A 26392-nucleotide genomic window follows, 5' to 3' on the forward strand; every position below is an offset into this window, starting at 1 on the left:
CACTTATAGTGAAGGTTATTGACCATAAGTGCATAAATTTAGATTAATTAGGCTAAGTTTTGACTAGGACCACTATGAGTTGGTGTTGGACAATTAATTGCTTCAACCCTGTCACGCCATTCGCTAGCTTGTTGCGGAGTCCAATCTTGAGTAGTTATAGCAGTTATACCACACCTAGTTTCAGCAATCCAAACTTGACCGCCTTTTACCATTTTAAGATCTTCACGCGTCATTTTTTTAAATTTTTTCATAAAATATGTTTTTTAATTAGACCTCAAATATATACAACTAACTCATATCTACAGGATGTTTTTCATTATGTTAAGTAGTTGTTTATCTGGGAAAAACATATTTTTTACTTAATTTTTTTTTGTATAAAATTGAATTGGTTTTATCATATTACTTAAACAAAAAAGCATTTATTAAAAAATACTTTTTATTATTTTTTATTTATGTTAAATAATTAATTTCAAAGAGAAATTTTTACATCTAAAGGTTGTTTAATTATTCTGGTCCAGCATTATCAAATTTAGCGTTTTTATGTTTCTTTCATTTTGCCCTAAAACCCTTTAGGTATCATAATCTTCTTCGGATCATTCTCATCATACATAATCTCAATAGTTCCGTATTTAGGGACAGAAGAGAGATTCAAAAGACTGACAATTTTTTTGTAAACAGCAATATGTTCAGCTCCTCTGAAATCTTTAAAGCTTACCTGAAACATAATTTGCGGCTGATCATTTACAAGAAGACCTGTCTGACTTACACTGATGATATTGGCTTCAGCACTTCTTCCCGAAAAGAGGATGCGTTCTTCTTTTTTATTTTTAAAAAGTTTGCTGATCAGTAACTGAAAAACCAACACATAAATAAGGGTCATTACTCCACTGAAAATGATCGGGTGCATGAAAGTCAGAAATCTCCAGCCAAAATCAAAGGATTCCCGCTTATAGAAATAATAGTAAAGTCCGATTATATAGGCAATCATCAATACAGCAAACACAATTCTTAAAACGATGCCAGAGATATTGAACCCAACTTTCTGATCACTTAAAATAAAATAAGGTTCCTGTGATACTTTGGGATTTAGCAGTACTTTTACCTTATGTCCGACATCAAACCTTTTTTCCTGTGGCTTGGAGTCGTGAAACATCATTTCATGTTCAATCAATGTATTTCTGAGATTAGGAAACGAAAGTACAACCTGAATGATATTCATATTGGTTTTCGGAATATACTTCAGGAGTTTGTAGCTGGTAATTTTTGCTTCTTTGGGAATTCCGTTCTGTAGTATAGACTGAATAGTATTCTTCTCTTTAAAGGTTTTTATAAAAAGGATATTGATGAAGAAGAAAATCACGTACAGCCATATGAGCAAAGAAAAACCGAGATATCCATAGCTCACAGCTAATGAATTTCTCGGTTCTGTTGCGAGTTCCTCACTCATCATATAAATGAAAATCGGAAAAGGAACGCAGAAAAAAAAGAGAAAAATCCCCCAGAAAATGATCATAAATTTCATAGCTGCTATTTTGTAATCAGCAATAAAGTTATGATATTATTATTGAACGGGAGACATGTTTTTATACCTCTTTTTCGAAATAAAGTCTGTAATATTTTCCTTTATCATCTTCACCCATTTCGATTTTCTGCCTGTCTCCGTGGATGTAGATATGGAAGTTTTTATCCAGTTTAATAATACTTTTAAAATGTCTCTGGGTCTTTTTTACCGCGGCTTCACTGATCGGGAATTCTTCGGCAATATTCACCTGCATATCCTGTTCGTAATCTGTTTTAAAGTTCACGAAACTTTCAATCACATGCTCATCACCCAATACTTCGCTGGCAAATTCATCCAGTTTAAATTCTTCTTTTTCTTTGAAGAAATTGATGGATTTATTAAGGAAATCTGCCTGATCTGCTTTAGAAACTTCAAATTCCTGAGGAAGCTGTTTTGTGATATAGTCTTTATAAACCATCAAAGCTTCCTGCGTGTGGAAATACTGATCAGTAATTTGTGAAACCTGTAAAAAATCATCATACCAAAAACTTTTTGATTTGTTTCTATTATCTATAACTGAAATAACATAACCATTTTCACTTTCTGTATTAAAAATCAAACAGCCTCTATCTATTTTAGCCATATTTATTCCCCTCTCACTTAATAACTCATAAACATTATTACCATCAAATCTAAGTTTAAGAAAATAATCTAAATTTTCTGCTTTGAAAATTCCAAGACAATCAACTTCATTTTCACCTGATATTATAACATTTTTAAAATTTATAATAATAATATCACCATCATTTGCTTTCGCATCATTAGATGATTCAAACATTAATTCAGAAATAGTATGACTAAATTCGACAAAGTCCGAACTATTATTAAAAAAATCCTTTACAGTTTGAAATATTCCACTACTATAATTATTAAATTTAAATTTGATATCAAATTTAAAGGAAGAAAAGGAATATTCTATTAAAACATCCTTATCCTCTTCATTTACTATTTCAGTTTCTTTATCAGAAAGTAATAATTGTCCATTTTTCACTCTATGTACTATAAAATTTGAAATTGCTGAATTATAGTAATTTATATTATTTATACTCATTTATCTTCTGTATTAATTTTCTCTTTATTAATTAAATATTGATGTAATTGGCTAAATCCAAAAATATTCAAAACGGTTTGAATTGTCAAAAATAGTGAAAGAAAAAAACAATATGAAATAATGAATACACCAATAAAATTAATAATGGCAATATAAAGCTCATCATCAATAGTAAATGTATAATTCTTGTCATCAATAAAAATTATAAAATGAACTAGAAAGGCTATAACTAGAGCCACTGTTTGTAAAATAATATTCATTCCAAAACCCGCGGACATCTTTTGGTATAAGCTAAAATTGTCAATATCCTTTTTTGTTGGCTCAGTTATCTTATTTAACATTCCTGCCTGTACAAATCCTACAACTAAAGAATATCCAGCTAATGTAAAACCTATAATTGTTGGTAAAAAATTTATCATAATAGTTTTAAAATCAACTAGAATATCATAATAATTTACCTTAAAAATAAAACAAATAGCACAAATAACTATTGATAAAAACAACGAAACTAGCTCCACCCATGTTGAAAAGAATATTTTCTTGTAACCCAAGATTTTTAAAATACCTTTGAATCCTAGAATAGATGTTTCCTTTAGGCTTTCTAATGTATGTTGTGTACTCATCGTTTAAATAAATTAGCTATTTTTTCATAAATTAATTCGCTCATTCTTGCAGGCAAGCCAAATACTTTTTCTTTAAGGGGAAATTTTTGAGTATTCAAATCTATTACTCTTCCATCATTATCTTCAATTTTAGCAAGAGTTTCACCATTGCTTAAAGATGATTGCGCTGCACCAAATAATATTTTACTACTTTTTAAATCAATCGAACTTCCATCTTTTCTAGTGGCTTCGATTTTTGCACGTCCTACATTTGCGTCTTTAATATCTTCGTCGAAAAATTTTTGGATATCAGAAGTATTGTCAGGGTTAGAGTAATTTACTTCAATTGTTAATTTTCTAATTACAGGTGCTTTTAAAATTTTATCTAAGGTAGAAGCATCACTTTCAACATCTACATCAACTAATTCATTATTTTTAATAACTTCATCAAGTGCAGAATTTAAATATCTTTTTATTGTATATGGATTCGCCGAGAATTCACTATTCGATATATATACAAACCTGTGTGTTTTTGGAATAAATAAAAAATGTGTCCTTTTTGCATCTGGAAAATAATTATCAGGTATAGAAAAATTCTCATCTACATCTAATTGCTCTAAGTTAAACCATTTTTCATTTTCATGAAAGGTAAATTGAGCCAATACACCTTGAAAATATTTTATATAACCTCCATCTTTTTGAGGAAATAAATTTTGAATAATACAATGTTTTTGATTTGATGAGGCTTTATGAATTTTTGCCTTGAATAAATCTTTAAATAGTCTGATATAATCATCCTCATTTAAATGTTTATTTGTGTGTCTATTTTTTAGTTTTACATTTAAAATAAAGAAGTTAAAAAATTTTTCTTTTTCCTTTTTTGCCATTTTTGAGTTATTTACGGTTATTAATAGCAATATAAAAAAAAACCAATAAACATACAAATTCCATTATATAATCAAATTGATAAAACCCTTATCATTTTGACATGCTTTTTTGTTTAAAAAGCTCAACAACAAAAACACAACATATTAAATATCAGAATTTTAAATAAAACCTACTTTCAACGGAATACCATTGGCATCATGATTTGAAAACATAGAAAAATGGACTTAAAAACCTTAAACAGAATAGACAAGTTGAGAAGATTAAAAAGCAGAGGGCCTGAGACTCCCAAATGGCTGAAGCCTTATCACCTGCTCTTTTTGGCTTTTTTAACCATTTTCATCTTTGGCGCCATCATCAGAATGCTGGAACAAAATCACCATTAAAATATAATATTATGAACTATCTACAAGCCGTAAAGGAAATCACAGACGTGGTTCCCGATTTTGAACAAGAAGTAAAGGAAATCAAAATTCAAAACTCATACAGCATCATCCGTACTTTCACAGAACGTATTAAGAGTATGATCCGCCAGAATGACAGAAATCTGCTGTTCAGAAGTTTACAGAAAATGGACAAAATTTATACTGACGGAGATACCATATTAAAAAATGCTATTGAGACTACTTTCATTTATTCTTTGGACAATTGTACCGCTTTCTGCAGTGAAGAATACAGAAAAGTGATTTTTAGTCACATTTCTACCAACCTTCAGAAGGTATATTCAAGACAAATTTACAGTCACGGTATATAAAGGTTTTATTACATTTTTTATCCGTTTCATTACAAAGTGTTTAAATTAAACAAAATTAAAAATAACTCACAATCAATAGATTATGAAAAATAAAATAAGAAGAGTTTCAGACTGGAAAACCTGGAAAACTACGACTAACAGACACAATACAGAGATATTACTCACTCACATTGCTGTGATAGTATCTGTATTTATTTTTGCAGCCTGCCTTTAAATTTTGGTATACATTTCGCTGCAATACAAAGTGTTTGAAAAATCTTAATTATGATGAAAGTACAAATGCAAACTATTAATCAAAAAATAGCTGTTGAATACTTAAAATTTTTCTATCCGCCACTTCGCAATGAAATCACACAGTTGTCTGTTCAGGACAATTTCGCTGGGATCATGCAGGCTACCGTGAATTATCTGAAGAAGCTTTTGCAGGAATCTAAAATCAGTATTATTGCCCATCACCTTAAACTGATGGACTCGATCTATAAAAATGGGGATTCTTATGTAAGAACCATGATTGAAAATCTGTTTGTAAGATCTTTCGAAAGTTTCAAAAAACACGCAAAGATTCAACATTGGAAACTCCTTTATCAATATATGCCTGTAAGCTTCCAGATCATTTATAATGAACAGCAGAAGCAGGATATGATATATTTTGGAAAATAACATGTAAAACAAAAAGCAAAAGGGCAATTCAATTATTTGTCTTTTTGCTTTTGCATTCTATTACTGACAAATCACACCCTCTTCTATTGTACCAATACGTGTAAAACCTCTATTTTTGCAAAAAAATAACGATGAAGTACCCTTTTTATGCTGCAATGATATCCCTTTCGCTGATCTCATGTGGAAATAATGATAACACAATTGACGATCCGAAGCCTATTGACAAAGAAATGTATCAGTTTGAATTCAAAAGTTATGCGGTAAAAGGAACTACTCTTTACACAGGATCATTTGGAAGTAAATCTAATCCTGATGAATCTTATTTAAGCAAATTCTGGAGCATGTATAAGGAGCCGGCATGGAAGAAAATAGTTCTTGATCTGAAAAGCAATTCTATACACCTAGCAGCCGGAAACTCAGCTGATATTACGTATAATATTAAAATCGTCAATGATTCAGTATTAGTTAATGATAACAGCAGTAAGCCAAGTTATATCGGTGACTTCAATAAAGAGAACTCTACTTTTACTTTGAAGAGAACGTTGCAATATATGAAACGTGAATCAAGAAATAAAGGTGACGGATTGACCATTGTTCAGAATACCTCTTTCGGTACCACTCAATATGAAAATATGTTTGGAAGCCTTTTTATCACTCCATCCGATATGACAAAATCTGATGATCAGGTTTTATGGAGTAATATTGAGTACTATTATAAAAAGCTGTAATCATAATAAATTACTATGATAAAAAATATCCCCCAAAATAAAAATATTTTGGGGGATTAGTTTTTCCTGTCTTTTATTTCTTCACAAACACTTTCTCTATTGTCTGTGCTTCTTCATTACTCAGTTTTGAGGCCTTCCCTAACTTGGCAATGAAAGCAGTTACTTCTTCCGGTGTTGCAGGTGAGCCAAGATTTTCTCCTTTGGCATCAAATGAATCAGCTAAAACTTCTCCTTTTGGATTTAGAATCAGCCAGAAAGGGAGGCCGGCATTTTCACCTTTATATTTATTCATTAATTCCTGTCCGCCGGGATTTTCAAGGCTTTTCTTCTCGCCTCTTTCCTGAACATCTACATAAGCAGTTACAAATCTTTTATCAAAAATAGGTTTGGTCTCGGGAAGATCTATATTTTTTTCCATCATCTTACACCATTTGCACCATGAAGCATGGAATACCAGTAAAACATTTTTCTTACCTGCTTTAGCTTCTGTAAAAGCCTTATTTAACACAACATCTGCCTTTTCCTGTGCTGCTCCTAACTGAAATAGAAACAGAGTAACAACGATAATAATTTTAGAGTATTTCATTCTGAATTTTTGTTTAAATCTACACGAATTTAGGTATTTTTCTTTGACAATATAATTTTGGAGCTAATCAATTTAATTAAACATTTTGTAAATTGGTCCAGAATAAATTTGTTTTCTAGCACTTTATACAAAACGGAATCTTCTATTATTTAACAGATTTAAAAATGATTGAAATAAAAAAATATTCTAATCAGGCAGGACATCCTGAACCCAGACGGGTCATCAGATACACATTATTCTGGTGTGATCATGGAAGTGCTGAAATCCTGATTGACGAAAATATTTTCATCCTGAAAACAGGACAGACGGTAACCATTACTTCAGGACAGTTTCATCAATTACAATCAGTGGAAGGAGAGCTTATTTCATTAGAGTTTACGCTGGATTTCTTCTGTAAAAGTGACAGTGATATTGAACTTATTTTTCACAACGGACTTTTTTGTCATTTTGGAATGAATGAAATGATCACCGTACAGCATCCTGCATTTTTCACTGAAACATTGAACACCATTGAAAAAGAAATTCTGGAGCAGCCTTACCAATATCTGATTTCTACACATTCTCTGGTAGAATTGCTATTGGTAGAGATCAACCGCAGTAAAATTGCCAATGGTGATGAAATATGGAAACCGGATGCCTTATTCTTAAAATTCCTTGAAAGTGTCAGAAACAATTTCAAAAATAATTATCAGGTCTCTCATTTTGCCGATATCCTTGGAACCACTGAAGCCAAACTGAATGAGGTTTCAAAACTCCACACCAGCAAAACCGCTCAGAATGTTATCTACAGCCTTATTATTTCTGAAGCGAAGAGACTTTTGCTCTATGAAAAACTAACGGTGAAAGAAATTGCTTACCTGCTTGGCTTCAATGATCCTTTCTACTTTTCAAATTTCTTTAAAAAACATACTTCACGTTCTCCTAAAGATTATCAAAAGACGGTAAAGGAAATTTAAAAGAATTCTGAAAAGTTTTATTTTGAAGAAAAAATTATCAGTCTCCTATTAACTTCCAGCTTCCAACTCCCCTCTTCTTTCTTCCCTCAAATATTATATGCTTTTTCCAGAATTGTCTATTCTTTAGGCAACGGTTTTCGCTGAACTTTGTACCTGTAATTAAGACCTAAAAATTATAAGTATGAAAACTCAACAGGGCACTGCCGTTTTTTTATTAAGGATAGCTTTGGCATGCGGATTTTTATCTGCTGTAGCAAGCAGACTCAATCTTTGGGGAGCTCAATCTTCAGGCTGGAAAAAGTTTGTTGATTATACTGCTGAAACAAATTCATTTTTACCACAGTCATGGGCTTCCACTATTGCCGTATTGTCCACTGCTGCTGAATTATCATTCGGTATTCTGCTTCTTGTAGGCTATCAGATAAAAGGAACAGCACGCTGCGCCTCTGTTCTAACTTTATTTTTTGCGGTTGCAATGAGTATTTCTTTTGGAATTAAAGAGCCTTTGGATTATTCTGTCTTCGCATTCAGTGCCGGGGCTTTTCTCCTGAGTACTTTCTCCCACTACCCATGGAGTTTAGACCAATTTTTACATCAATAACAATTTAAATATATATATCATGAACACCAACATCCACGATTACATCGTAAAAACAGAACAGAAAGAATGGCAGCCTTTAATTGAAAAAGGGATTCATTATGAAGGTATTTTTGTAAAATCTTTAAAATTTGATCCGGAGAAAAACCGCTCTACCAGCATCCTTTTAAAATTTGAACCGGGAGCCAGCTATCCTTATCACAATCATCCTGCAGGTGAAGAACTGTTTATCATGGAAGGTGATGCTGCTATTGCTGGTGCCCGACTTGAAAAAGGAGATTATTTGTATACTCCTCCGAATTTCAAACATTCTGTGACATCTGAAAAGGGTTGTACAATTCTTTTTGTGATACCGGAAGAAGTGGAAATTCTTTAAACCATTGACAAAACAAAACCACAGTATTCTTTTTACTGTGGTTTTAAAATTTTAAAAGATAGAATTGGAATTATTTCAAAGCAGTTTTATCTGATGATATTGGTCTGAAAACGATTAATGCTTTTTTCTTTCTTATAAGATCTACCAAAGTCTGCACTGAAAAAGTGAGAATAATATACAACACAATCAGTACTGACACATAGCCAATTTCATGCTGTCTGTAGCCGAAAATACCTTTTCCCCACGAGATCAGTATCCATTGGATCATGTACATTGAGGTTAAATTTTTACTACAGTATTTTAGGACACGCATAAAGCCGTTTTCTTTAACGTTAGCAGTAATTGTATTGATCAGCCATAGAAACAGTAATGTCCAGCCTGCAAAATAAATAACCCCTCCAGGTCCCATGTGATAAAAACCATTGTAATTATAATCACCATACAGAAAAACCAGCGGTGCTCCTATGGCAATGAACAACAGCCCCATGTACAGCATATTTCTAAATATCTGTTTGATATTGTAGTTCAGTTCCTGAAACCATTTACCGAAAAACATTCCGATGATAATAAAAGCCATCCATGGGAAAACAGGGAAATAGACATATGCCGGATAATCAGTATTGAAAAGAAGATCCAGAACATAATTGATCACAGGATAGTCCAGATTAATCCCACTCACTTCTCTGGATATCAGTGCAACGAATAAACCTATAGCCAGCATAATATATTTATTTTTAACATACTCTCTGATAAACCCAACAAACAACAAAGACATCCCTGCCAGCTGTAAAATATCTCCCAGCTGTACCAAATATATGTACTGCTGTTCTATGGGCGCATGCCACCCATATTTTTGCATAAAATTATCGGGTGCAAAATTAAAAATCACAGGGATCATAAACTTCATGAAATTCATGAACAGGCCTGCAAATACAAGTAAAACACCCCGTTTCAATGCACTCTTAAGACTTTGATGACTGGAAGTCATGAAGGTAATTCCCATACAGATTAAAAAGATTGAGGTTCCTCTGCCCAGAAAGACAATAAAACTGCCAATTGCTGTTTCATACTGTGATTTTACATTGGCATACACCAGCAAAGTATGTATTATGATCATTCCTATAACACTTATACCTTTTATTAAATCCAGCGTGAGGATTCTTTTGTTTTGTTGTTCCATAGTTTTTTAGTGAAAATTGTGCATTAGATGGATAAAATTGTATTCATTATTATTTTCTTAAATAATATTTTTATTTATTCTAAATAAAAATCAAATATACAAATTAAAACTACTTCTTATAATCCGTCAACCAATTTTTATAAAAAATTAATAATCAAACGTTTAAATTCAAATTAAAGATCATTACGAATAAATATCCACCCATATTTTATCCTATCATTTACCCTTGAAATAAAAATGAAATAATTAATCTCATACATAAAAAAACTCTTCCAGCAGGAAGAGTTTTTACTATAATTGTTATGATTTTGGTAATTCTGGTGGACGCATTTTGTATTTGTAACTATTCAGGGTTTTTAAAAATGCTACGATATCAAAAACTTCGTCGTCCGTCAGGTTTAGCTTTTCTACCATTCCGGATTTGTGGGGAAATTTAGGATCATTGACTTGATCCCCTTTTGGAGTTTCTCTACCCATTCCTGCATTGTACATCATGACAATATTGGCTAATTCAGGAAATAATCCGTTGTGCATATAAGGCTTATTCTCAGAAACTTCTCTCAGCGTAGGTGTTTTAAACTTTCCTACATCTTCGTTCTTTTTGGTAACAATATATCTTCCCAGATCTTCATATTTCTTTCCGTAGTACGTAAGTCCCAGATTGTGGAACTTCTGGTCAGAAAAATAAGGTGTGTTGTGACAATTGATGCAATTCGCTTTAGTACGGAATAAATGAAGCCCGTTGATCTCAGAATCCGTTAAAGCATCCTTTTTTCCGGTAACGAATTTGTCAAACTTTGATGGCGGACTTATCAGAGAGCGTTCAAATGTTGCAATGGCTTTTGCAATTTTCTCTTCTGTCACTTCCCCATTCCCGAAAGCTTTTACAAAGAAAGTTTTATAGCCTTTAATCTTTCTGATATTCTTTGTGGCCATTGACATATGAAGATTCATTTCTACCGGATTTTCGATAGGGGCTTTCACCTGCTCTTCCAAAGTCGCTGAACGGCCATCCCAGAAAAACGTTTTTGCATAACCAATGTTTACTAAAGTCGGAGCATTTCGAGTTCCAGTCTGCCTGTCATGGCCAAAGGAAACTCTACTCCCGTCTGACCAGCCAATTTCAGGATTATGACAGTTAGTACAGGAGATCTGCCCGCTTTTGGAAAGTCTCGGATCAAAAAACAACATTTTGCCCAGCTCCATTTTATCTTCGGAATAAGGATTATCTTCAGGAAATTTCATTTTAGACAAAGGTCCTATATCCTGAAATCCTTCTCTCGCTTCATCAAATAAGTGAGCAGCCGGCCATTTATTCTGATCCCCGCTGCTGTATAAAGTACGAAGCTCTTCTACGGTATATCCCGTAGGGTCATTTGAAGTATAACTTAATAAACATACTATTCCGGCAATGGCCAGAAAAGCGAGATATCTGTCTTTCATTTATTTTTTAATAATAAACATTCAATCCTACTAAGGCAACATGATTAGCTTTGCCGTTGTAGTTCACTTGATTTTTATAGGTACTGTTCATCAGCCAGGTTTGTGAAAAACTTCCAAACAGCTCATACCTGATTTTATTCTGATCAAAAATATAACTTGCGTTAAAATTAAGACCAATTTTAGGCGTTGCATCATAAGCAAAGTCCGGCTGAGCGATTTTAGTTGCAAAGATATTCTCTTTTGTGCTTTGATAAGGCTGATAATTGAATTCTTTTTCTAGTGGAATATACAGGTTTTGCGAAAGGCCAACAGCTAATTTATGTGAAGGTTTTAAAGCAAATTCCTTTTCCGCTCCCAGACGGTAATTGAAAAAGGAAAGTTTTCTATCCATTACTACTGATAAATCTTTCACATGGTTTTTCCCATATGCTGCGTCAAAAAGTACTTTGAATGCTTCATTTTTATGATTAAACCAAACTACATTATTCTGCCAGAAAAGATTTTTCTGCTCCAGACGGTATGATGTGTACTCCAAAGGATAGTTGTAATTGGTATCCAGTTGATCCTGGTACCTCATCATGGAAGCCCATTTTTTACCATTATAATTTCCAATAAAATTAAGATAGAAACTGTGCAGATCTGTTTTCAGACCGGAATATTTTGTATAGTCTTTCTGCCAGTTAAAGCTAGCATCCTGATATTCAAAAACTCTGTAGAAACGTTCAATCAGGTTTTTATAATCGTATCCGGCAGAGAAATGGGTATCCGCGCTGTTAAATGCATATTCACCACCCCAGATATAACCTCCCATTTTATATTCGGAAGTTTTGTACTGGGTATTTCCGATATACTGATTACCGTAACCTTCATTATAACGGATATAAATACTGTCATTCGCAGGCACATTTCCTTTCATATTCACAAACATGATATCGTTTCCCTTATAATGGTGTACATAGCTCAGTTTTCCGAAAATGGCATGCTGTTTCCATTTTAACCCTAATTTTGCAAAAGCTTTGTATTTGTAATCATCTATTTTTGGTCTTGGATCTGCATTCTGACGGTAAGATTTAGCATAAACTCCTTCTCCTCCTATTTGAAGAATAACTGGTTTTACAGGATTATAGGCCAACTGCCCATTGATGAAATAGGTTTGTTTCTGCCATCTTGCCGAGCGGGAAACCCAGTAATAAGAAGGGTTATAAATAAAAGAAGAATTGGTAGTTCTCTCATCACTTAGAATATAAGGAACATCCTCTTCGGTAGTTTTGTCTGCTTTAAGCCTTCCTGATAATGCAATTTTATCATTGAGTTTATAGACTCCTTCTGACTGAAAACTAAAACTTCCTGTTTCTCCCGCGGTCTGTACTCTTTTAAAATTCTGCTTTACGGAAGAATACTGAAAAGTTGTGCGTGAAAAGTCCAAAGGCTGGAAAAATGCAATATAAGGATCATTAATCCTGATATTCTTTTCTACAGAACTTATATTAATACTGTCTAACTGAGTTGCCTGTGCATGAAAGAACTGACTGCCTAATGCAGCTAATACTAACATATTGTATTGAAAAACTTTAACTGTCTTATTCTTATTATTGTGCATATCCTCGAGGGTTTGCTTTAATCGTTACAAAATCATTGGCAGAATTATTCGTATCCTGCAATACCACGCGTCCATTGATAATCTCCTTCGTTTTACGGATTACTGAAAGTCCGGTAAAAGTACCTTCAGCCTGTCCCACTGCATTCACAATAAAAGTTCTTGATGCGTCTATGTCTGCAGGGAAATCTTTAGGTGCTTTTTGCTCTTTGTCTGTAATATCAATTCCGTCTATGATATAGTTTTTGGGAATTTGCAGGAACAGCGTTCCAGTTGGCGCCTTTGGAGCAGCCACTTTTTTCCATGTTGCCACTTCGGTATCAGTAGCTCTCAGAATCCCTAAACCTAGCATAGAATTTACGTTAAGAATTAAGTCATTAGAGGCAATACTCCAGTAAGATACCAGCATATCCGGCACCATAATATTCTGGATATCCCATGCAAAAGGCTTCTTCCCGATGCTTGTATTGTAGTCTCCCATATAGGTTTCAAAGTCTGCATGGCTTAAGTCTACCGTTCTGTCCGGCTCCTGAATGGCGACTCCAGTACCGTTGATATCATCAAAAGGCATTTTATGGTTAATGGCTGTTTGGGCTATAACAATGCTTTTTCCCGGTAAAATTGGATATTGGCTTCCACTTCCAGGTATTTTAATGAATATATTGGAATACACATAGTCTGTATTTGCAGCAGAACCACCACCGGCAGTTTTGCTCCAGTCATACTGTCCATTAGATAAGGTATAAGTGGTCACATTACTATTTATATTTCCTTCCAGGAATACCAGGTATAAGCCATCAGCATAAATAGTCTGATCTGAATTGTTGTGAATCTCAATAAACTGATCTCTGAAATTGGCTCCTAATTTGTTATCTGAACCTGCATAATAATATTGTTTGATCACAAGATCTCCAAGGTTCCCACTGGTGATTCTGATCAATTTTGAAGGAGTATTGGCATTAATGACCACTTTTTCATCGAAACCTCCAAAGTGTACAATTTCATAGCTGGTTTCTTCTCCAATCTGCTGTTCATATTCATGTTGCTTTAGCTGCAGTTCTGCCTGAACACTGTAAGTTCCCGGTAGGACAGCATCCAATATCAGGTCACCGTTTGCATCTGTTTTTCCAATAATCCGATCTTCTGTTACTGTATTTTTCAGGATAACGGTTACATTTGCAACACCTTTGTCTGCAGCGGAAGGATATTTGGAAGCATCATATTTAATATTTACGGTAAACGGAACAGGCTTAATCTCGTTATTTCCTCCAAAGTCATCATCTCTGTTGCATCCAACAAGGATAAGAACAGGAATCATTAGCAATAGTATTAATCGTTTCATTATTTTTATTTTTAGTATTATTAAAATCTGTATGAAATATTTCCTCCAAACGAAGTAGAAGTAAAGTTGCCATACACACTTCCTCTTTCGTCATATGCCTTTAAATTGAAAACATTGCTTACGTATATTGACAATCTGAAACCGCTTAAGAAATCCTTTGTAACTCTTAAATGTACATTATGCAGCGTTTTGTTATATAAACCTGAAAGCTTTTCATCTGAAGGTTTCAGGAACAATCCCTGATATTTTGGATTGGTACGATCGTTTTCAGAAATCATCTGCATTTCTCCATCATGTTTGATATACCCTATCGGATAAATGTCATTCATTCCTGCCAAGGATCTGTCTGAAAGAAAATGATCTGTTCTCAGGCCAATGATTAATCCTGATGAAGGCAGGTGATAGTCGAAACTGAAACTTGCTCTGGCCATGGATCTTTTATTTTTAATATCGTTATAAATCCCATATTGGAAATCCTTATCCATGATCGCTGGTGCACTGATTTTATAAAGCCCTTCATCTTTGTGTCCTGAAGTTTCTACATAACTGGCATTAAAACCAATAACAAGATTAAGGGCTTCTATTTTTTTGAAACTGGCCATCACCTCCAATCCTTTATCTACAGACTGATACCCATTAATAATCCTGTTCTGGAGGTAATTAAATTTTTCAGTTCCTACAATTTCGAAAGTAGGTACATTTGTTCCCGATATGTTGACATTAACTTTGGCTTTATCCATGATCTTATGAACACTCATTGTTGTAAAACCATCAAATAATCTATTGTAATAAGCAGTAACGTTAACCGTTGCAAAAGGGAATCTGTAATCTACTCCTATTTCAGTTTTCCAGCTTCGTGATGGTTTCAGATTGGCATTATCTCCCGGAGTTACTACTGTTTGCATAATGGCTGCTGAATAATATCCAGGCAAACGATAATCCCCAAGAAGGAAATCAAAATATCTTGGTGCTGTATAGATTTGATTCAATGAAGGTGCTTTAGAAGTGAGTCCAAAACCTCCTCTTACAGAAAATTTACCCATTTGATATGAGGTATTAACCCTTGGTGAATAGGTAGAATATGAATTCTGCAGATCATAGCGAAGTCCAAGATTGGTTCTTAAGATATGTTTGTTGGCGAAAGCTTTCGTAATATTATCCTGGATATAAAATGCATACTGCTTGGTGGCAAAAACATTATCACGGTAATTAAAATCTCTCATTCCATTTGATCCCTGACCTGAGGCATTAATCGTTGTGAACTGTCCTGCTGTTCCGTAACGGCCTTTTCCAAAATTATTTCCATATCTGAAATTAGCTCCAATGCTGTACATATGAACCCATTTGGATGCGGTCATTTTGCTCCCATTCACACTTAGATCAGTGAAAATATTAAGAGGCTTTCCATCCGAAAAGGCCTGATTCTCATAACTTGGTGGTGTATAAGGAGCGTAATAAACACCATCTGTTGTTGAGTTTCCATAAGGACGCGCACCTTGGTTCAGCCAGAATCTTCTCTCTGTAAGCTGTGTTGAATAGCTGATTCCTACATCTGCGCTTATCGTTTTGAAAAATGGTTTACTTCCGTTTCGGTTAAAATTATAACTGATGTTATTTCCTAATGAAAAGCTCTTGTTATCCACATTGATAATTATTCCGTCAAGGTCATCCGGATCTTTCTTTCCTTTACTGGTATTGTTAGAAAATGATGCTGAAAGTTTATTGCTAAATCCGTTTTTACTTCTTGATGACCATAGGAAATTCACATTAGTTCTGTCATATCCTACCAGGCTAGTTCTGGGATCTGAAAGAGAATTCATATAATCTACAGACACATTCAGAGCGTTGTTGTTCTTAAGCTTAAAGCCTTTGGTAAGACCTACCTGATAAGTTCCTTCTCTGAGAGATGCATCCAATCGAAGCGGTGATGCTTTGGCAATGGTTGTTACTTTAATAAGCCCGGATGTCAGATCTCCGTATTTAGCATCCGGAACTCCCTGTATGACTTCAATACTTTCGATATTTTCAGTAGGGATTTCTCTTAAATCGACTCCATAATTCGGTTGACTAGGCGTTAAGTTTCCACCATTGGTTGTAGCATTAAAACTTATCCCAAAAGGACCGCTATTTGCAGAATCATAGCTCTGCATATTTTCGTTATTAGATAAGGCAATATCGTTAACCATTAGCTGTACTCCAAATGCCCTGTTCCCAAAATCGTCACCACCGGGAATATTTCCGGAACTGGTTACTGAAGGACCGCTGGCTGTTCTGAAAACAATATTTTTAAACTGGGTATTGTCAAACTGCTGTACATATTGACCTGGTAACTGTTGCAGCACATCTCCAAGAGAGAAAGACTGGAGATTCTGAAGAGCTTCCTGCTGAATTGAAATTTCTGAAAACTGTTTCTTTTTTGCAGTAAGCTGTACACCTTCGATTCTGATTTCTGATTTTTCACGGGATGAATTTTTAGATGACAGGATCTGAAGCTGTATCTCCTCTCCCTCTTTTATTATAATAGTTTCTTCTCTATTGTTGGAATTCAGGAAGACGATCTGACATTTTCCTTTAAGAACCATAGAATTATCTTTCTTATGAAGCTCTTTACACTCTTTCAAACCACCATTAACAAGTTCTCCTTTTTTGAGTTGCCCATTATGATAAAACTCTACTTTTTGAGCAGACAAGAATCCGCCTACTGTTAAAAAAACAGCACCAACTAATAACGATACTTTCACCCTTAAAATATTTAGACGGCAAAATTAATTATAATTATTCTAAATAAAAAGAAAGTTTTTAAAATCCTTAAAGTTATTTTAAGTTAAAATAAAATAATATACGCATACAATCCACTACATAAATAACAAAACCACAACATATAACAAGAATACCCTTCTCATAAAAATATACGCTTTACTATATAAATTGAATATCCCATATATTTTCATTAAATACACGGGATATTACTCTTACATGAAATATTTCAATTCTCTTTACATTATGATATATCTAGCTATGGCTTTTGAAAAGCAGACTGAAAACTAAATGCATAGGAAGATGGGCCATTTTCCTGTAAATACTCTAATCGTCTTACTGCTTCCTCTATATTTGGATAGTTACCTTCTTTAATCCACCACAGAGCATAATAGGCTTTTCCATATTTTTGAAACCATTCTCTTCTTCTTCTCAGAAAATCAACATGAAATGTTTTATAGGTATAGTCTTCCAATGATTCTATATTTCTCCATACTGATAAATTGATAATAATTTGTTCATCATTAAATGGATTAAAGCTTGTAGCATTATTTTCATCATCTTTCAACCTCCAGATGAACCCCTCACTTTCTTCCGCCAATTGGTTTACCAAATCAAAATGGCTGACAAACTCATTCATTACAGGATCTTCTATGTTAATTCCTTTCATTCGGGCAACATTAATTTGTGCTAGTTGATACATTTTTTTATTTCTTTAATTCGGATTATATTGTGTAAAAATAAATCCTGTACTATTAGCATAAAATAACTATCAATATAGATACTATTAAAAAATGAAAAAAATATGTGAGACCTCATACATCAATGTAGATCAAAAATCTTATCCCTGTGCAGTAAGTTTTGTCATGGATCTCATTGGAGGAAGATGGAAAGGGGTAATTCTCTGCCACTTAAAAAATGGTGATAAAAGGTTTGGTGAACTAAAAAAAGAGCTTTCTTTTATTACAGAAACAACCTTAAGTATTCAGCTGAGACAACTAGAAAGGGATCGGTTAATAACCCGAACCGTATTTGGAACAAAACCTCCTGTAAAAGTTGTATACAGCCTATCAGATTCAGGATTATCATTTATCCCTTTGCTGGATCACATTAATGATTGGGGCAAAACTATTTTAGAAAGTAAAAAAGTGTATTAAATCTGAATATCAGTCTAAAGAAAATAAAAACCCGCAGCAAACAAAGTTTGCTGCGGGTTAATTTATAATATTTTGATTAGAATTAATTTATGCTTTTTCTTCTTAAAATTTTCGATTTAAGGGAAATGGCAGGATCACTTCAGACAATTATATATTTGAATGTACAGAATATATTACGGATGTCCCGTTTGCTGTAACCTATTTATTTGGGGTTACCATTTAAAAGTTTTGAATTTGTTGACTTATTTATGAATATCAAATAATCAAAGGATTTAGCAACATTGGTTTTTATAAATTCATTTTTATTTGTACCTGATCCTGTTTTACGAAATAGAATATCTTTCAATATCCAATTACCAAGTTTGTTGTCATCCTTCCTTATGGCTTTCAAATCCAAAATAAAAATTGGAATGTTGAGTGAGTTAAGCTTATATTCTAATGTTCCGGAACCGGCTGTTTCTGAAGTATAGGTACCAAGCTTCCCATCAATACTTGCAGAATAAGTACCTTCATAAAAGGCAAATCCAAAATTCACAAAATCTTGACCATACATTTCATTTACCCAATACCCCATTCTGTCTGAATTTAATTTTGCAATGTGATAATTATGAGCCGAGACAATTACTTTAGAATTCAAATAATTTTCTTTTAACCATTTAACATTCTCAGCCATGAATTTGTCTCTCCTGATAAAATTTTGCTGAATATATTGTCTAATAATATCTACATTTTGCAGGAAGCGCAATTTTTCATCTGGATTTTTTATTGATGTACTTTTTTCTTTTATTAAAACCAGATACTCTGATAAAATTTTCTGACTTTTTTGAGAATACGTTCTGAAACCTCTGTTATTTTCTTTTAAAGCTGCTTCCAGATCATTAATCTCTTGCTCAGGCAACTTATTTTCCTGATATGTTTTTCTTATTTGATCTATTGCTCCTGTAGCATACTGCATATCAAAACCATCAAAAAAAACTTTTGAATCATTATTTTCATTGTATTTTTTTAACCATTCAACAAAAGCTAAAGTTTCTTCTGTTTGCCACAGCCAAAAATACATTCCTTTTAAAATATCTTTGGGATTTCCTTTTTTTTCCTGAATATACTGATTCATTAAAAAGCTTTCAGGCATATTGGCTTCGAGCGAAAAGACATTGAAATTTTTCTGAGCGATCAAATATTCACTTATTCTATATTTCATTTGATATACTTCACTAGAACCGTGAGTAGATTCTCCTAATCCAACTATTTTAGAATTTCCAATGAGTTTATTTAAGATGAGCAAATCACTATTGTCTCTTTCATCCGGATTAAAAGTTTTTATGGGATATATAAACTTTGAAATATATTCTTTCTCTTCAGAATTTAAATCATTTTTTGATTGTGCACTCATGGTTACAAAAAATATAACCAAAATAAAGGATAATTTCAAATTCATTTACTACTTATAATTAGATTACAATTTTACAAAAAAATATCACTTAAAAACTTCAGTATAAATTTTAATCATATTAGATACCAGCACATATTTTTTTAAGCCGCAGATAATTCACTATAACTGATAACCTAACAGTTTTCTAATCTGGTAAAAAAAACGTTCAATCAATCTGAGATCTTCTGTAACAATTTCTGCGTTGCCTCTAAGTTCTTTGTCAAAAGGAAGTTTTTTATTGTAAGATGTTTTTAACCCTTTTGGAAGGGTAATATCAACATAATAATTACCATTTTCGTCGGGAGAAATAGAGATATTCTGTACATTACCTTCCACAATGCCATATTCCTGAAAACGGTAGTTATCCAGTTTTATCAGCACTTTTTCGCCTGAAGCAACTTTGCCTGAATTGACAGAAGGAATCTGCATTCTTCCGACCAATGCTTCTTTATTCTTAGGTAAAACTGTCACAATGACTTCTCCGGATTTCACAAACTGATTTTCCCCAAAGAACTGCTGAAAACTTACCATCCCATCGGTGGAAGAAATAATGAGATAGTTTTGTTCCCATTGTTTTAAGGATTTTCTAAGCTGTTCAAAAAGCTGCGCCATTTGGGAAGAATAATTGCTCTTATCCTTTTCAGAACTGATATTTGCAACGCTTTTGGTTTTGTTAAGATTAGAAATACCTTCCTGTAACTGTGATAAAGAAATACTGATATTTTTTACATTCTGTTCTTCCTGCAAAAATTTGATCTTTTCATTTTCCAGTTCCATTGCGGCAATCACGCCCTGATCGTATAAGCTTTGCGAGCGCTGATAGTTTTTCTTTGTTAGTTCATATTTTACCTTTTCAAGATTTATCTGCTGCTGTAAAGTGGCAATTCTGCTTTTATATTCAGATAAGCTCTGGTTAGCTGCTAGATTTTCCGGAGCATAAGGCTGTAGTCTTGTAAACAATTTTTCATCCTGAAAAGCTTTTAAAAATTGGTTATAATCGCCCTGCAGTTCACCTAATCTAAAACCGGATGTTTCACCTATCGGAAAAGAAAATACCTGATCTGGAGCAGTGGAATCCATCAATTTTCTAAGTTTCAGAACATCCTGATAATTAGCCGTAGATTGCAAAATCATTAAAACTTCATTTTTCCTTACTTCCTGATGGTCTTTAATTAAAATTTTTTCGATCTTAGAATTAATTCTTGCCTGAAGCTTTTCTGGTGGTTCTTTTGAGGTTACAATAATCGGGGCCGGAACAAATTCCGGATATTTGATAAACCAACTCATTATCAAAACCATTATAAGAATGATGAAAATAACAGAATTTCCCCAACGGATCATCCAGTGTGGCGGCTGCGTCAGAATATCCTGAACGCTCTCTGACCGCAGTTCAATATTATCTAATATGTCTTTTTTAGTTTCCAAGTTCCAGTTGATTTTTAACGAGTCTGTAATATTCACCTTTCAGGGCAACCAATTCTGTGTGATTCCCTTCTTCCACTACTTTCCCTTTATCCAAAACAATAATTTTATCTGCGTGTTTTACAGTTGAGAGACGGTGTGCGATAACAATTGCTGTCTTTCCTTTGAAGAATTGTTCCAGGTTTTCCATAATGACTTTTTCATTATTGGCATCCAAAGCGGAAGTTGCTTCATCAAAAAAGATATATTCAGGAGATTTATAAACCGCTCTTGCTATGAAAAGCCTTTGCTTTTGTCCGCCTGAAATCCCAATACCTTCGTTGCCAATTTTGGTATTATAGCTTAGCGGGAGGCTTTCCACAAAATCTTTGATATTGGCAATCTCAACAGCCATTCTTAATTTTGATTTGTCAATATAATCTTCACCAATGGCGATATTATTAGCAATCGTATCATTGAAAACATAACCTTCCTGCATGACAACTCCACAATGGTCTCTCCAAAATCTTGGAGATATATTTTTTAAATCAGTATTTCCGATTTTGATATCTCCTGAATTGGGTTCATAAAATTTCATTAATAACTTTAGTAAAGTTGTTTTCCCGCTTCCACTGGCTCCCACGATGGCAGTAGTTTTTTGATAAGGAATCGTTAAATCAAGATTTTCAAAAACAAAGGAATTAGAACCAATATACCGGAAAGAAACATCCTGGATTTCCAAATCTTTTTGAGGAATTTCTGTTATGTATTGTTCATCAGTAATTTCTTCATCTTCTTTATCGTGGATTTCACCCAATCTTTCAAGCGAAATTTTAGCGTCCTGAGTCTGACGGATGAAATCTACTAATTGAAATAGCGGACTGTTCAGCTGTCCGATAATATATTGAACCGAAAGCATCATTCCAAGGGTCAGATTTCCACTCAACACTAATTTAGCCGAAAGAAAGCTTACCAAAATATCTTTCATCTGATTAATAAAGTTCCCGCCAACGGATTGCCATTGCTCTAAGGATAGTGATTTGATCTGGATTTTAAATAATTTGATCTGCAGAAACTCCCAGTCCCAGCGTTTTTGCTTTTCAGCATTATGCATTTTGATTTCTTGCATTCCATTAATGAGTTCAATAACTTTGCTTTGTTCCTGCGAAACCTGAGAAAATCTTTTGTAATCCAGCTCTTTTCTTTTTTTGAGAAAAAAAGTAATCCAGCCAATATATAAAACAGCACCAGCCAAATAAACCAAGAACAATTTATAATCATAAAACAGTAAAACAATACTGTAAATAATCAGATTAACTAACGAAAATAATGTATTGAGTGAAGAAGTAGTTAACAATTGCTCAATCCTGTGATGATCGTTGATTCTCTGCATAATATCTCCGGTCATTCTTGTATCAAAAAAACTGATAGGAAGTTTCATCAGCTTGATAAAAAAATCGGAAATGATGGAAATATTGATCCTTGTAGAAAGATGAAGTAAAATCCAGCTTCTAATAACTTCGATACCCGTCCTCCCCAAAAATACCATAATCTGAGCCAGTAAAACCAAATAAATGAAATTAAGATCCTGATTCTGAATCCCTACATCTACAATGCTTTGAGTAAGAAAAGGCAGAATCAATGATAATAAGCTCCCCCCCAACAATCCAACAGACAGCTGAAATATCAGCGATTTATACTTCAGTAAATATCTGGATAAAAAGCTAAAACTGGTTTTGCTCTTAGTTTCATCAAATTCATTCTGATAAAAAGCGGGGGTAGTATCCAAAAGTAATGCAACACCCTCTTCCGTATTTTCATTCGCATTTTCACCTATCCAGAATTTAATGAATTCTTCTTTTTCATAGGTTATTAAACCATAGCTTGGATCAGAAACATATATCTTTCCTAATTTGTCAATTTTGTACACAACTACAAAATGAACTTTATTCCAGTGGACAATGCATGGCAGAGGGATTTCCTCCGCAAATGTCTGGAAATCAGTTTTTATTCCAAGACTTTTAAGTCCTAAGTTTTCTGCAGCATTGCTTAGCCCCAGTAAACTGCTGCCTTCTCTTGTTGTTTCTGATAAATTTCTTATTTGCTGGAGTGGAATGTCCTTACCATAATATTTGCTGATAATTCGCAAACAGGTAGGACCACAGTCTTTGAAGTCCGGTTGTTTATATGAAGGAAACATGGGAATGATTTATGGAAATGTTTTCACACTATTTTCTATGGCATACTTTGATTTGTAATATCTGAACAGAAAATCATAACAAACCATCTCATGTGCTCTATTTTTAGATTTGAACAAACGATTCATCATCATATGAATATGACTTGCCATAAGGCTATTGATATTAACATCTAAAGATTTTGAATGATGCAATGCTAAAATTTCATCGCTTAAATTTATAATTCTCTCATTTCTCTCATTAATTATTCCATAAATATTATTTGTGTTTTTACCTTCAATTGTATCTGAAATAACTTGCCTGTTGGCTCTGAATTTATCGCTCAGATTAGAATTCAAAATTTTTGTTTTTCCAAATTCTGTTTTAAAAGCAATGCTTAACTGCTCCATAAAATTCTTTTTATCAGACAATTGATACTGGAATAGATTCAAAAAGTCATCAATTGCCCTTAAACCGAATAGCCATCTTAGATTTTCGTCCTTAAAGTTTTCCAAATAATTTACAGTCATCACACTATCGAAAAAAAACAACTGCTCTGAAACTTCCATTGTTTTAAGACCATATCTTTCTATTTCTTTATTATAGGTATCCAGCTGAACCTTCCAAATAATAAATTCTTCAATTAAAGGCAATAAAATATTGTGCATTCTTGAAGTAATTTCATGGACAAGAATGGGATCAGTACATTTGAATCTTATGCGTAAGTGATATTTTGGATCATTGTACCGAATAAAAAACCATTGATCTATAACATTTTCTGCCATTAATTGATCTGCAAGAGGTTTAATCTTATCTATAAGTATTTCATCTGCAGATTTTGTCCCCATATACAACTTATAGTAAATCCAATTGCCCCCAGGTATGTTATATGCTCTCATATTGTTGTATACACTATTAATTTTTGTAAAATGACATTATAATTTCATTGGAAAAGTTATGCCCAAAAGAATCTTTGACTACTTGTTTGTCTTGATTAAAAATAAATTCAGTCAACTTAAAATTTGGTCTGGTTTTGACCGTTTCAATAAACATCTCCACAGAGGTCAGGTTGTTTAAATTGATAAGCAACTCATTATCACCCTCACTTAGAAGAATTAAATCAGGAAGAGAAAATTGCTGTTTGAAATTTTCCACCTTTTTTTGCAGATCATTTTGCTTTTTCCCCTCAATTAAAGATTTTATATCATCAATACTGAAATTCCACGAAGCATAGGAAAGAATGATATTTTTATATTCTATTCTGGGAATAAATTTATATAAGTGATCAAAATTACTTACATCGATATATAATGCAGAATAATTATTCAATTGCATATCACTTAAAAAATGATAGATTGGAAGAGTATTACTGTTGGAATAATTATGGGCATTCGTTAATCTTGGCAATATCTCTTTATTATGAGCTTTGGATCGCAAAACAATTTTATTATTTCTCACAGACACCATGATATCGTCTAAACTTATCTGCTTGTCCAAAGGTTTGTTAGAACGAGCCAAATATGGAATTTCAAAATCTCTAAAATCTGGTCTGGATAAGATGTTTCCAACTCTTGCTTCCGGAAGGTGAACTATTTCTGCAATAATTTTTTCCGAGTTATAATCTGTTTCAAAGTGAATGATCTCGTTGACCAATTCATTTATATTTTCATCACTGTGGCAAAATCTTGCTAATAAATTGGCTCCGCTTCCACCTCCACCTCCTGAGAATTTTATCTTAGAAATATTGTTTTCTTCAACAATTTCAATCATTAGAGATATTGTTTCAGGTAAATCTTCATACGTAACTTCCGGCAGAAAGGAAAAATCCTTATCTTCTAATGTTATTATTAAAAGATTTTTTTGGATAGCACTTATTATCTTCTTCTGAATGACATCATCTATTACTGTCCACTTTATTTCTTTTGGATCCTTTATATCCTTGTCCGGCTGCAGGATCAATAAATCATCAATTAAAGGATTGTCATCATTGGATTGTGTATTAAGGCCATACCCGATACCTATTTCCGGATCTAAAACTTTAGAGATGGGCATTTCATGGTCTTCATATCTTTCATAAAAGCCTTCTTTAAATTGATCTAAATAATTTTTAGCCTTATTTTTTCTTAACCGATTCACGAATCTGATAGCCTGTTCAATATCTTTTAAAATTTTTTTATCAATAGAATTATGTTGGGTTGAAAGCACTAAATCGCATTGAAAAAGGTATTTAAGATCAAAAGGAATTTCTTTTTCCCCAATCTTATTACTTATATCAATATATTTTTTTAATGAGTTTCCAATTACCTGGTCTATACTCTCCAATTCTTTCTCAATTGAATCTATAAATGTGAGATATTCATTCTGAGATTTAAATCTTTCTTTTAATACATTAGTGAGCTGATTAATATATTCAAGTCCGCATACGGACGGTTCAATTTCACTAACAAGAATTTGGTTTTCAATTAATTCTTCTACAAAATCCTTTGCTTCTTCATAGTCGATATCTTCCTCAACCAGATTTTCAATAATCTCACTAATATATAATCCCTTTTTAGAAATAGTTATAATTTCCTCTAGATATTCTGAAAAATCAACAGCTACAATGTCATAATGTCTGATATTGTCTTTATAAAAGTATTCAATATATCTTAACTTGCCTCCAATTCTGTAAATACTGGAATTAGGGTAGAATTTCAAGCAATCTCTTATTTTATTGATATCTAACAACTTATCAGATAAAGCAACTGCATAATTCATATCCAGTCTGGTATGGCGTTTATGGTTTGTTGGGCCATCAAGTATTATTTGGGTTTGGTCAGAAAAACTTCCAACGGAACAGCCTGCAAATAATCCATACGGAGTACATCTGGAAGACATTCTTGAAAGATATTTTAAAACGCTGTGTTTTAATTTTATTTTTTTCTCAGCATCAGTAATTTCACCACTCATCCATCTGTCAATTTGAGAAGAAAGAGAAGGAGATGCTAAAAATATGGCCTCACGAATCGTTTCATTTTTACAAGTATCAATCAATTGTTGATCGGATATGATTTCTGCAGATGTTAGATTTTTAAAAAAATCTAATGATAAAAGAGGTGTTCTTAATACGAACTTTTCAAAAGGAAGATATTTTGACTTTTTCATAATCA

26 protein-coding genes are annotated in these 26392 nt (G+C 33.1%); 9 read left to right on the forward strand and 17 right to left on the reverse strand.

The annotated features are described in order from the left end of the window. Nucleotides 1–47 precede the first annotated feature (47 nt). The 5 genes from KIK00_RS09895 to KIK00_RS09915 all read right to left on the reverse strand — a co-directional run bounded on the left by KIK00_RS09895 (nucleotide 48) and on the right by KIK00_RS09915 (nucleotide 4101). Nucleotides 48–251, reverse strand: a complete 204-nt coding sequence (locus KIK00_RS09895) for a hypothetical protein (protein ID WP_255816388.1) — start codon at nucleotides 249–251, stop codon at nucleotides 48–50. 308 nt (nucleotides 252–559) lie between these two features. Beyond that, nucleotides 560–1522: a hypothetical protein gene (locus KIK00_RS09900; protein ID WP_255816389.1), complete on the reverse strand. Its 963-nt coding sequence runs from the start codon at nucleotides 1520–1522 to the stop codon at nucleotides 560–562. A gap of 61 nt (nucleotides 1523–1583) precedes the next feature. Continuing rightward, a complete protein-coding gene (locus KIK00_RS09905; protein WP_255816390.1) occupies nucleotides 1584–2612 on the reverse strand; it encodes a nucleoid-associated protein in 1029 nt (342 codons plus the stop codon). Beyond that, complete coding sequence (locus tag KIK00_RS09910; RefSeq protein ID WP_255816391.1) at nucleotides 2609–3235, reverse strand: hypothetical protein; 627 nt, start codon at nucleotides 3233–3235, stop codon at nucleotides 2609–2611. Before KIK00_RS09910 ends, KIK00_RS09905 begins: the two co-directional genes overlap by 4 nt. Then, nucleotides 3232–4101, reverse strand: a complete 870-nt coding sequence (locus KIK00_RS09915; protein ID WP_255816392.1) for a DUF4747 family protein — start codon at nucleotides 4099–4101, stop codon at nucleotides 3232–3234. Before KIK00_RS09915 ends, KIK00_RS09910 begins: the two co-directional genes overlap by 4 nt. Before the next feature lie 219 nt (nucleotides 4102–4320). Here KIK00_RS09915 and KIK00_RS09920 point away from each other — a divergent pair, with 219 nt between their 5' ends. The 5 genes from KIK00_RS09920 (at nucleotide 4321) to KIK00_RS09940 (ending at nucleotide 6241) form a co-directional block, all read left to right on the forward strand. After that, nucleotides 4321–4485 (forward strand): hypothetical protein, encoded by a 165-nt coding sequence (locus KIK00_RS09920; protein WP_255816393.1) that lies wholly within the window; start codon nucleotides 4321–4323, stop codon nucleotides 4483–4485. 11 nt (nucleotides 4486–4496) lie between these two features. Then, nucleotides 4497–4853 carry a hypothetical protein gene (locus KIK00_RS09925; protein ID WP_255816394.1) on the forward strand — a complete coding sequence of 119 codons (357 nt, stop codon included), beginning with the start codon at nucleotides 4497–4499 and terminating at the stop codon, nucleotides 4851–4853. A gap of 82 nt (nucleotides 4854–4935) precedes the next feature. After that, a complete protein-coding gene (locus KIK00_RS09930; protein WP_255816395.1) occupies nucleotides 4936–5067 on the forward strand; it encodes a hypothetical protein in 132 nt (43 codons plus the stop codon). 50 nt (nucleotides 5068–5117) lie between these two features. Further along, nucleotides 5118–5513 (forward strand): hypothetical protein, encoded by a 396-nt coding sequence (locus KIK00_RS09935; RefSeq protein WP_047420913.1) that lies wholly within the window; start codon nucleotides 5118–5120, stop codon nucleotides 5511–5513. A 131-nt stretch (nucleotides 5514–5644) separates the two neighbouring features. Continuing rightward, nucleotides 5645–6241 carry a hypothetical protein gene (locus KIK00_RS09940; protein WP_255816396.1) on the forward strand — a complete coding sequence of 199 codons (597 nt, stop codon included), beginning with the start codon at nucleotides 5645–5647 and terminating at the stop codon, nucleotides 6239–6241. A gap of 73 nt (nucleotides 6242–6314) precedes the next feature. Here KIK00_RS09940 and KIK00_RS09945 read toward each other — a convergent pair whose 3' ends face one another. After that, nucleotides 6315–6827 carry a thioredoxin family protein gene (locus KIK00_RS09945; RefSeq protein WP_255816397.1) on the reverse strand — a complete coding sequence of 171 codons (513 nt, stop codon included), beginning with the start codon at nucleotides 6825–6827 and terminating at the stop codon, nucleotides 6315–6317. Nucleotides 6828–6991: 164 nt separating this feature from the next. Between KIK00_RS09945 and KIK00_RS09950 the strand changes: the two genes are divergently transcribed. The 3 genes from KIK00_RS09950 (at nucleotide 6992) to KIK00_RS09960 (ending at nucleotide 8757) form a co-directional block, all read left to right on the forward strand. Beyond that, the gene (locus KIK00_RS09950; RefSeq protein WP_255816398.1) at nucleotides 6992–7783 is read left to right on the forward strand and encodes an AraC family transcriptional regulator; all 792 of its coding nucleotides are present in this window, start codon (nucleotides 6992–6994) and stop codon (nucleotides 7781–7783) included. A gap of 181 nt (nucleotides 7784–7964) precedes the next feature. Continuing rightward, the gene (locus KIK00_RS09955; RefSeq protein ID WP_255816399.1) at nucleotides 7965–8384 is read left to right on the forward strand and encodes a DoxX family membrane protein; all 420 of its coding nucleotides are present in this window, start codon (nucleotides 7965–7967) and stop codon (nucleotides 8382–8384) included. Nucleotides 8385–8403: 19 nt separating this feature from the next. After that, complete coding sequence (locus KIK00_RS09960; protein WP_255816400.1) at nucleotides 8404–8757, forward strand: cupin domain-containing protein; 354 nt, start codon at nucleotides 8404–8406, stop codon at nucleotides 8755–8757. A gap of 70 nt (nucleotides 8758–8827) precedes the next feature. On the opposite strand, the gene KIK00_RS09965 is transcribed toward KIK00_RS09960, so the two are convergent. The 6 genes from KIK00_RS09965 to KIK00_RS09990 form a co-directional block, all read right to left on the reverse strand. Next, nucleotides 8828–9937, reverse strand: a complete 1110-nt coding sequence (locus KIK00_RS09965) for a heparan-alpha-glucosaminide N-acetyltransferase domain-containing protein (protein WP_255816402.1) — start codon at nucleotides 9935–9937, stop codon at nucleotides 8828–8830. A 300-nt stretch (nucleotides 9938–10237) separates the two neighbouring features. Next, the gene (locus KIK00_RS09970) at nucleotides 10238–11380 is read right to left on the reverse strand and encodes a cytochrome-c peroxidase (RefSeq protein WP_255816403.1); all 1143 of its coding nucleotides are present in this window, start codon (nucleotides 11378–11380) and stop codon (nucleotides 10238–10240) included. Between the two features lie 7 nt (nucleotides 11381–11387). Continuing rightward, the gene (locus KIK00_RS09975) at nucleotides 11388–12935 is read right to left on the reverse strand and encodes a DUF6850 family outer membrane beta-barrel protein (protein ID WP_255816404.1); all 1548 of its coding nucleotides are present in this window, start codon (nucleotides 12933–12935) and stop codon (nucleotides 11388–11390) included. Nucleotides 12936–12969: 34 nt separating this feature from the next. Further along, nucleotides 12970–14319 (reverse strand): DUF4876 domain-containing protein, encoded by a 1350-nt coding sequence (locus tag KIK00_RS09980; protein ID WP_255816406.1) that lies wholly within the window; start codon nucleotides 14317–14319, stop codon nucleotides 12970–12972. A gap of 20 nt (nucleotides 14320–14339) precedes the next feature. Continuing rightward, complete coding sequence (locus KIK00_RS09985; RefSeq protein ID WP_255816407.1) at nucleotides 14340–17060, reverse strand: TonB-dependent siderophore receptor; 2721 nt, start codon at nucleotides 17058–17060, stop codon at nucleotides 14340–14342. Between the two features lie 275 nt (nucleotides 17061–17335). Next, nucleotides 17336–17746, reverse strand: a complete 411-nt coding sequence (locus KIK00_RS09990; RefSeq protein ID WP_255816408.1) for a DUF3291 domain-containing protein — start codon at nucleotides 17744–17746, stop codon at nucleotides 17336–17338. A 124-nt stretch (nucleotides 17747–17870) separates the two neighbouring features. Between KIK00_RS09990 and KIK00_RS09995 the strand changes: the two genes are divergently transcribed. Next, nucleotides 17871–18233, forward strand: a complete 363-nt coding sequence (locus KIK00_RS09995) for a helix-turn-helix domain-containing protein (protein ID WP_255816409.1) — start codon at nucleotides 17871–17873, stop codon at nucleotides 18231–18233. Nucleotides 18234–18435: 202 nt separating this feature from the next. Here the strand turns inward: KIK00_RS09995 and KIK00_RS10000 are convergent, their stop codons facing one another. The 5 genes from KIK00_RS10000 to KIK00_RS10020 all read right to left on the reverse strand — a co-directional run bounded on the left by KIK00_RS10000 (nucleotide 18436) and on the right by KIK00_RS10020 (nucleotide 26387). Next, nucleotides 18436–19626 carry an erythromycin esterase family protein gene (locus KIK00_RS10000; protein WP_255816410.1) on the reverse strand — a complete coding sequence of 397 codons (1191 nt, stop codon included), beginning with the start codon at nucleotides 19624–19626 and terminating at the stop codon, nucleotides 18436–18438. Nucleotides 19627–19785: 159 nt separating this feature from the next. Further along, nucleotides 19786–21090, reverse strand: coding sequence for an HlyD family secretion protein (locus tag KIK00_RS10005; protein ID WP_255816411.1), 1305 nt, complete (start codon nucleotides 21088–21090; stop codon nucleotides 19786–19788). Further along, on the reverse strand, nucleotides 21080–23272 hold the full coding sequence (locus KIK00_RS10010; protein ID WP_255816663.1) for a peptidase domain-containing ABC transporter: 2193 nt from the start codon (nucleotides 23270–23272) through the stop codon (nucleotides 21080–21082). Before KIK00_RS10010 ends, KIK00_RS10005 begins: the two co-directional genes overlap by 11 nt. A gap of 3 nt (nucleotides 23273–23275) precedes the next feature. Further along, on the reverse strand, nucleotides 23276–24142 hold the full coding sequence (locus KIK00_RS10015; protein WP_255816412.1) for a thiopeptide-type bacteriocin biosynthesis protein: 867 nt from the start codon (nucleotides 24140–24142) through the stop codon (nucleotides 23276–23278). A gap of 16 nt (nucleotides 24143–24158) precedes the next feature. Then, complete coding sequence (locus KIK00_RS10020) at nucleotides 24159–26387, reverse strand: lantibiotic dehydratase family protein (RefSeq protein ID WP_255816413.1); 2229 nt, start codon at nucleotides 26385–26387, stop codon at nucleotides 24159–24161. Nucleotides 26388–26392: the final 5 nt, after the last annotated feature.

Origin of the sequence: Chryseobacterium sp. MA9 (genome assembly GCF_024399315.1) — a bacterium.
Taxonomy (GTDB): Bacteria; Bacteroidota; Bacteroidia; order Flavobacteriales; family Weeksellaceae; genus Chryseobacterium.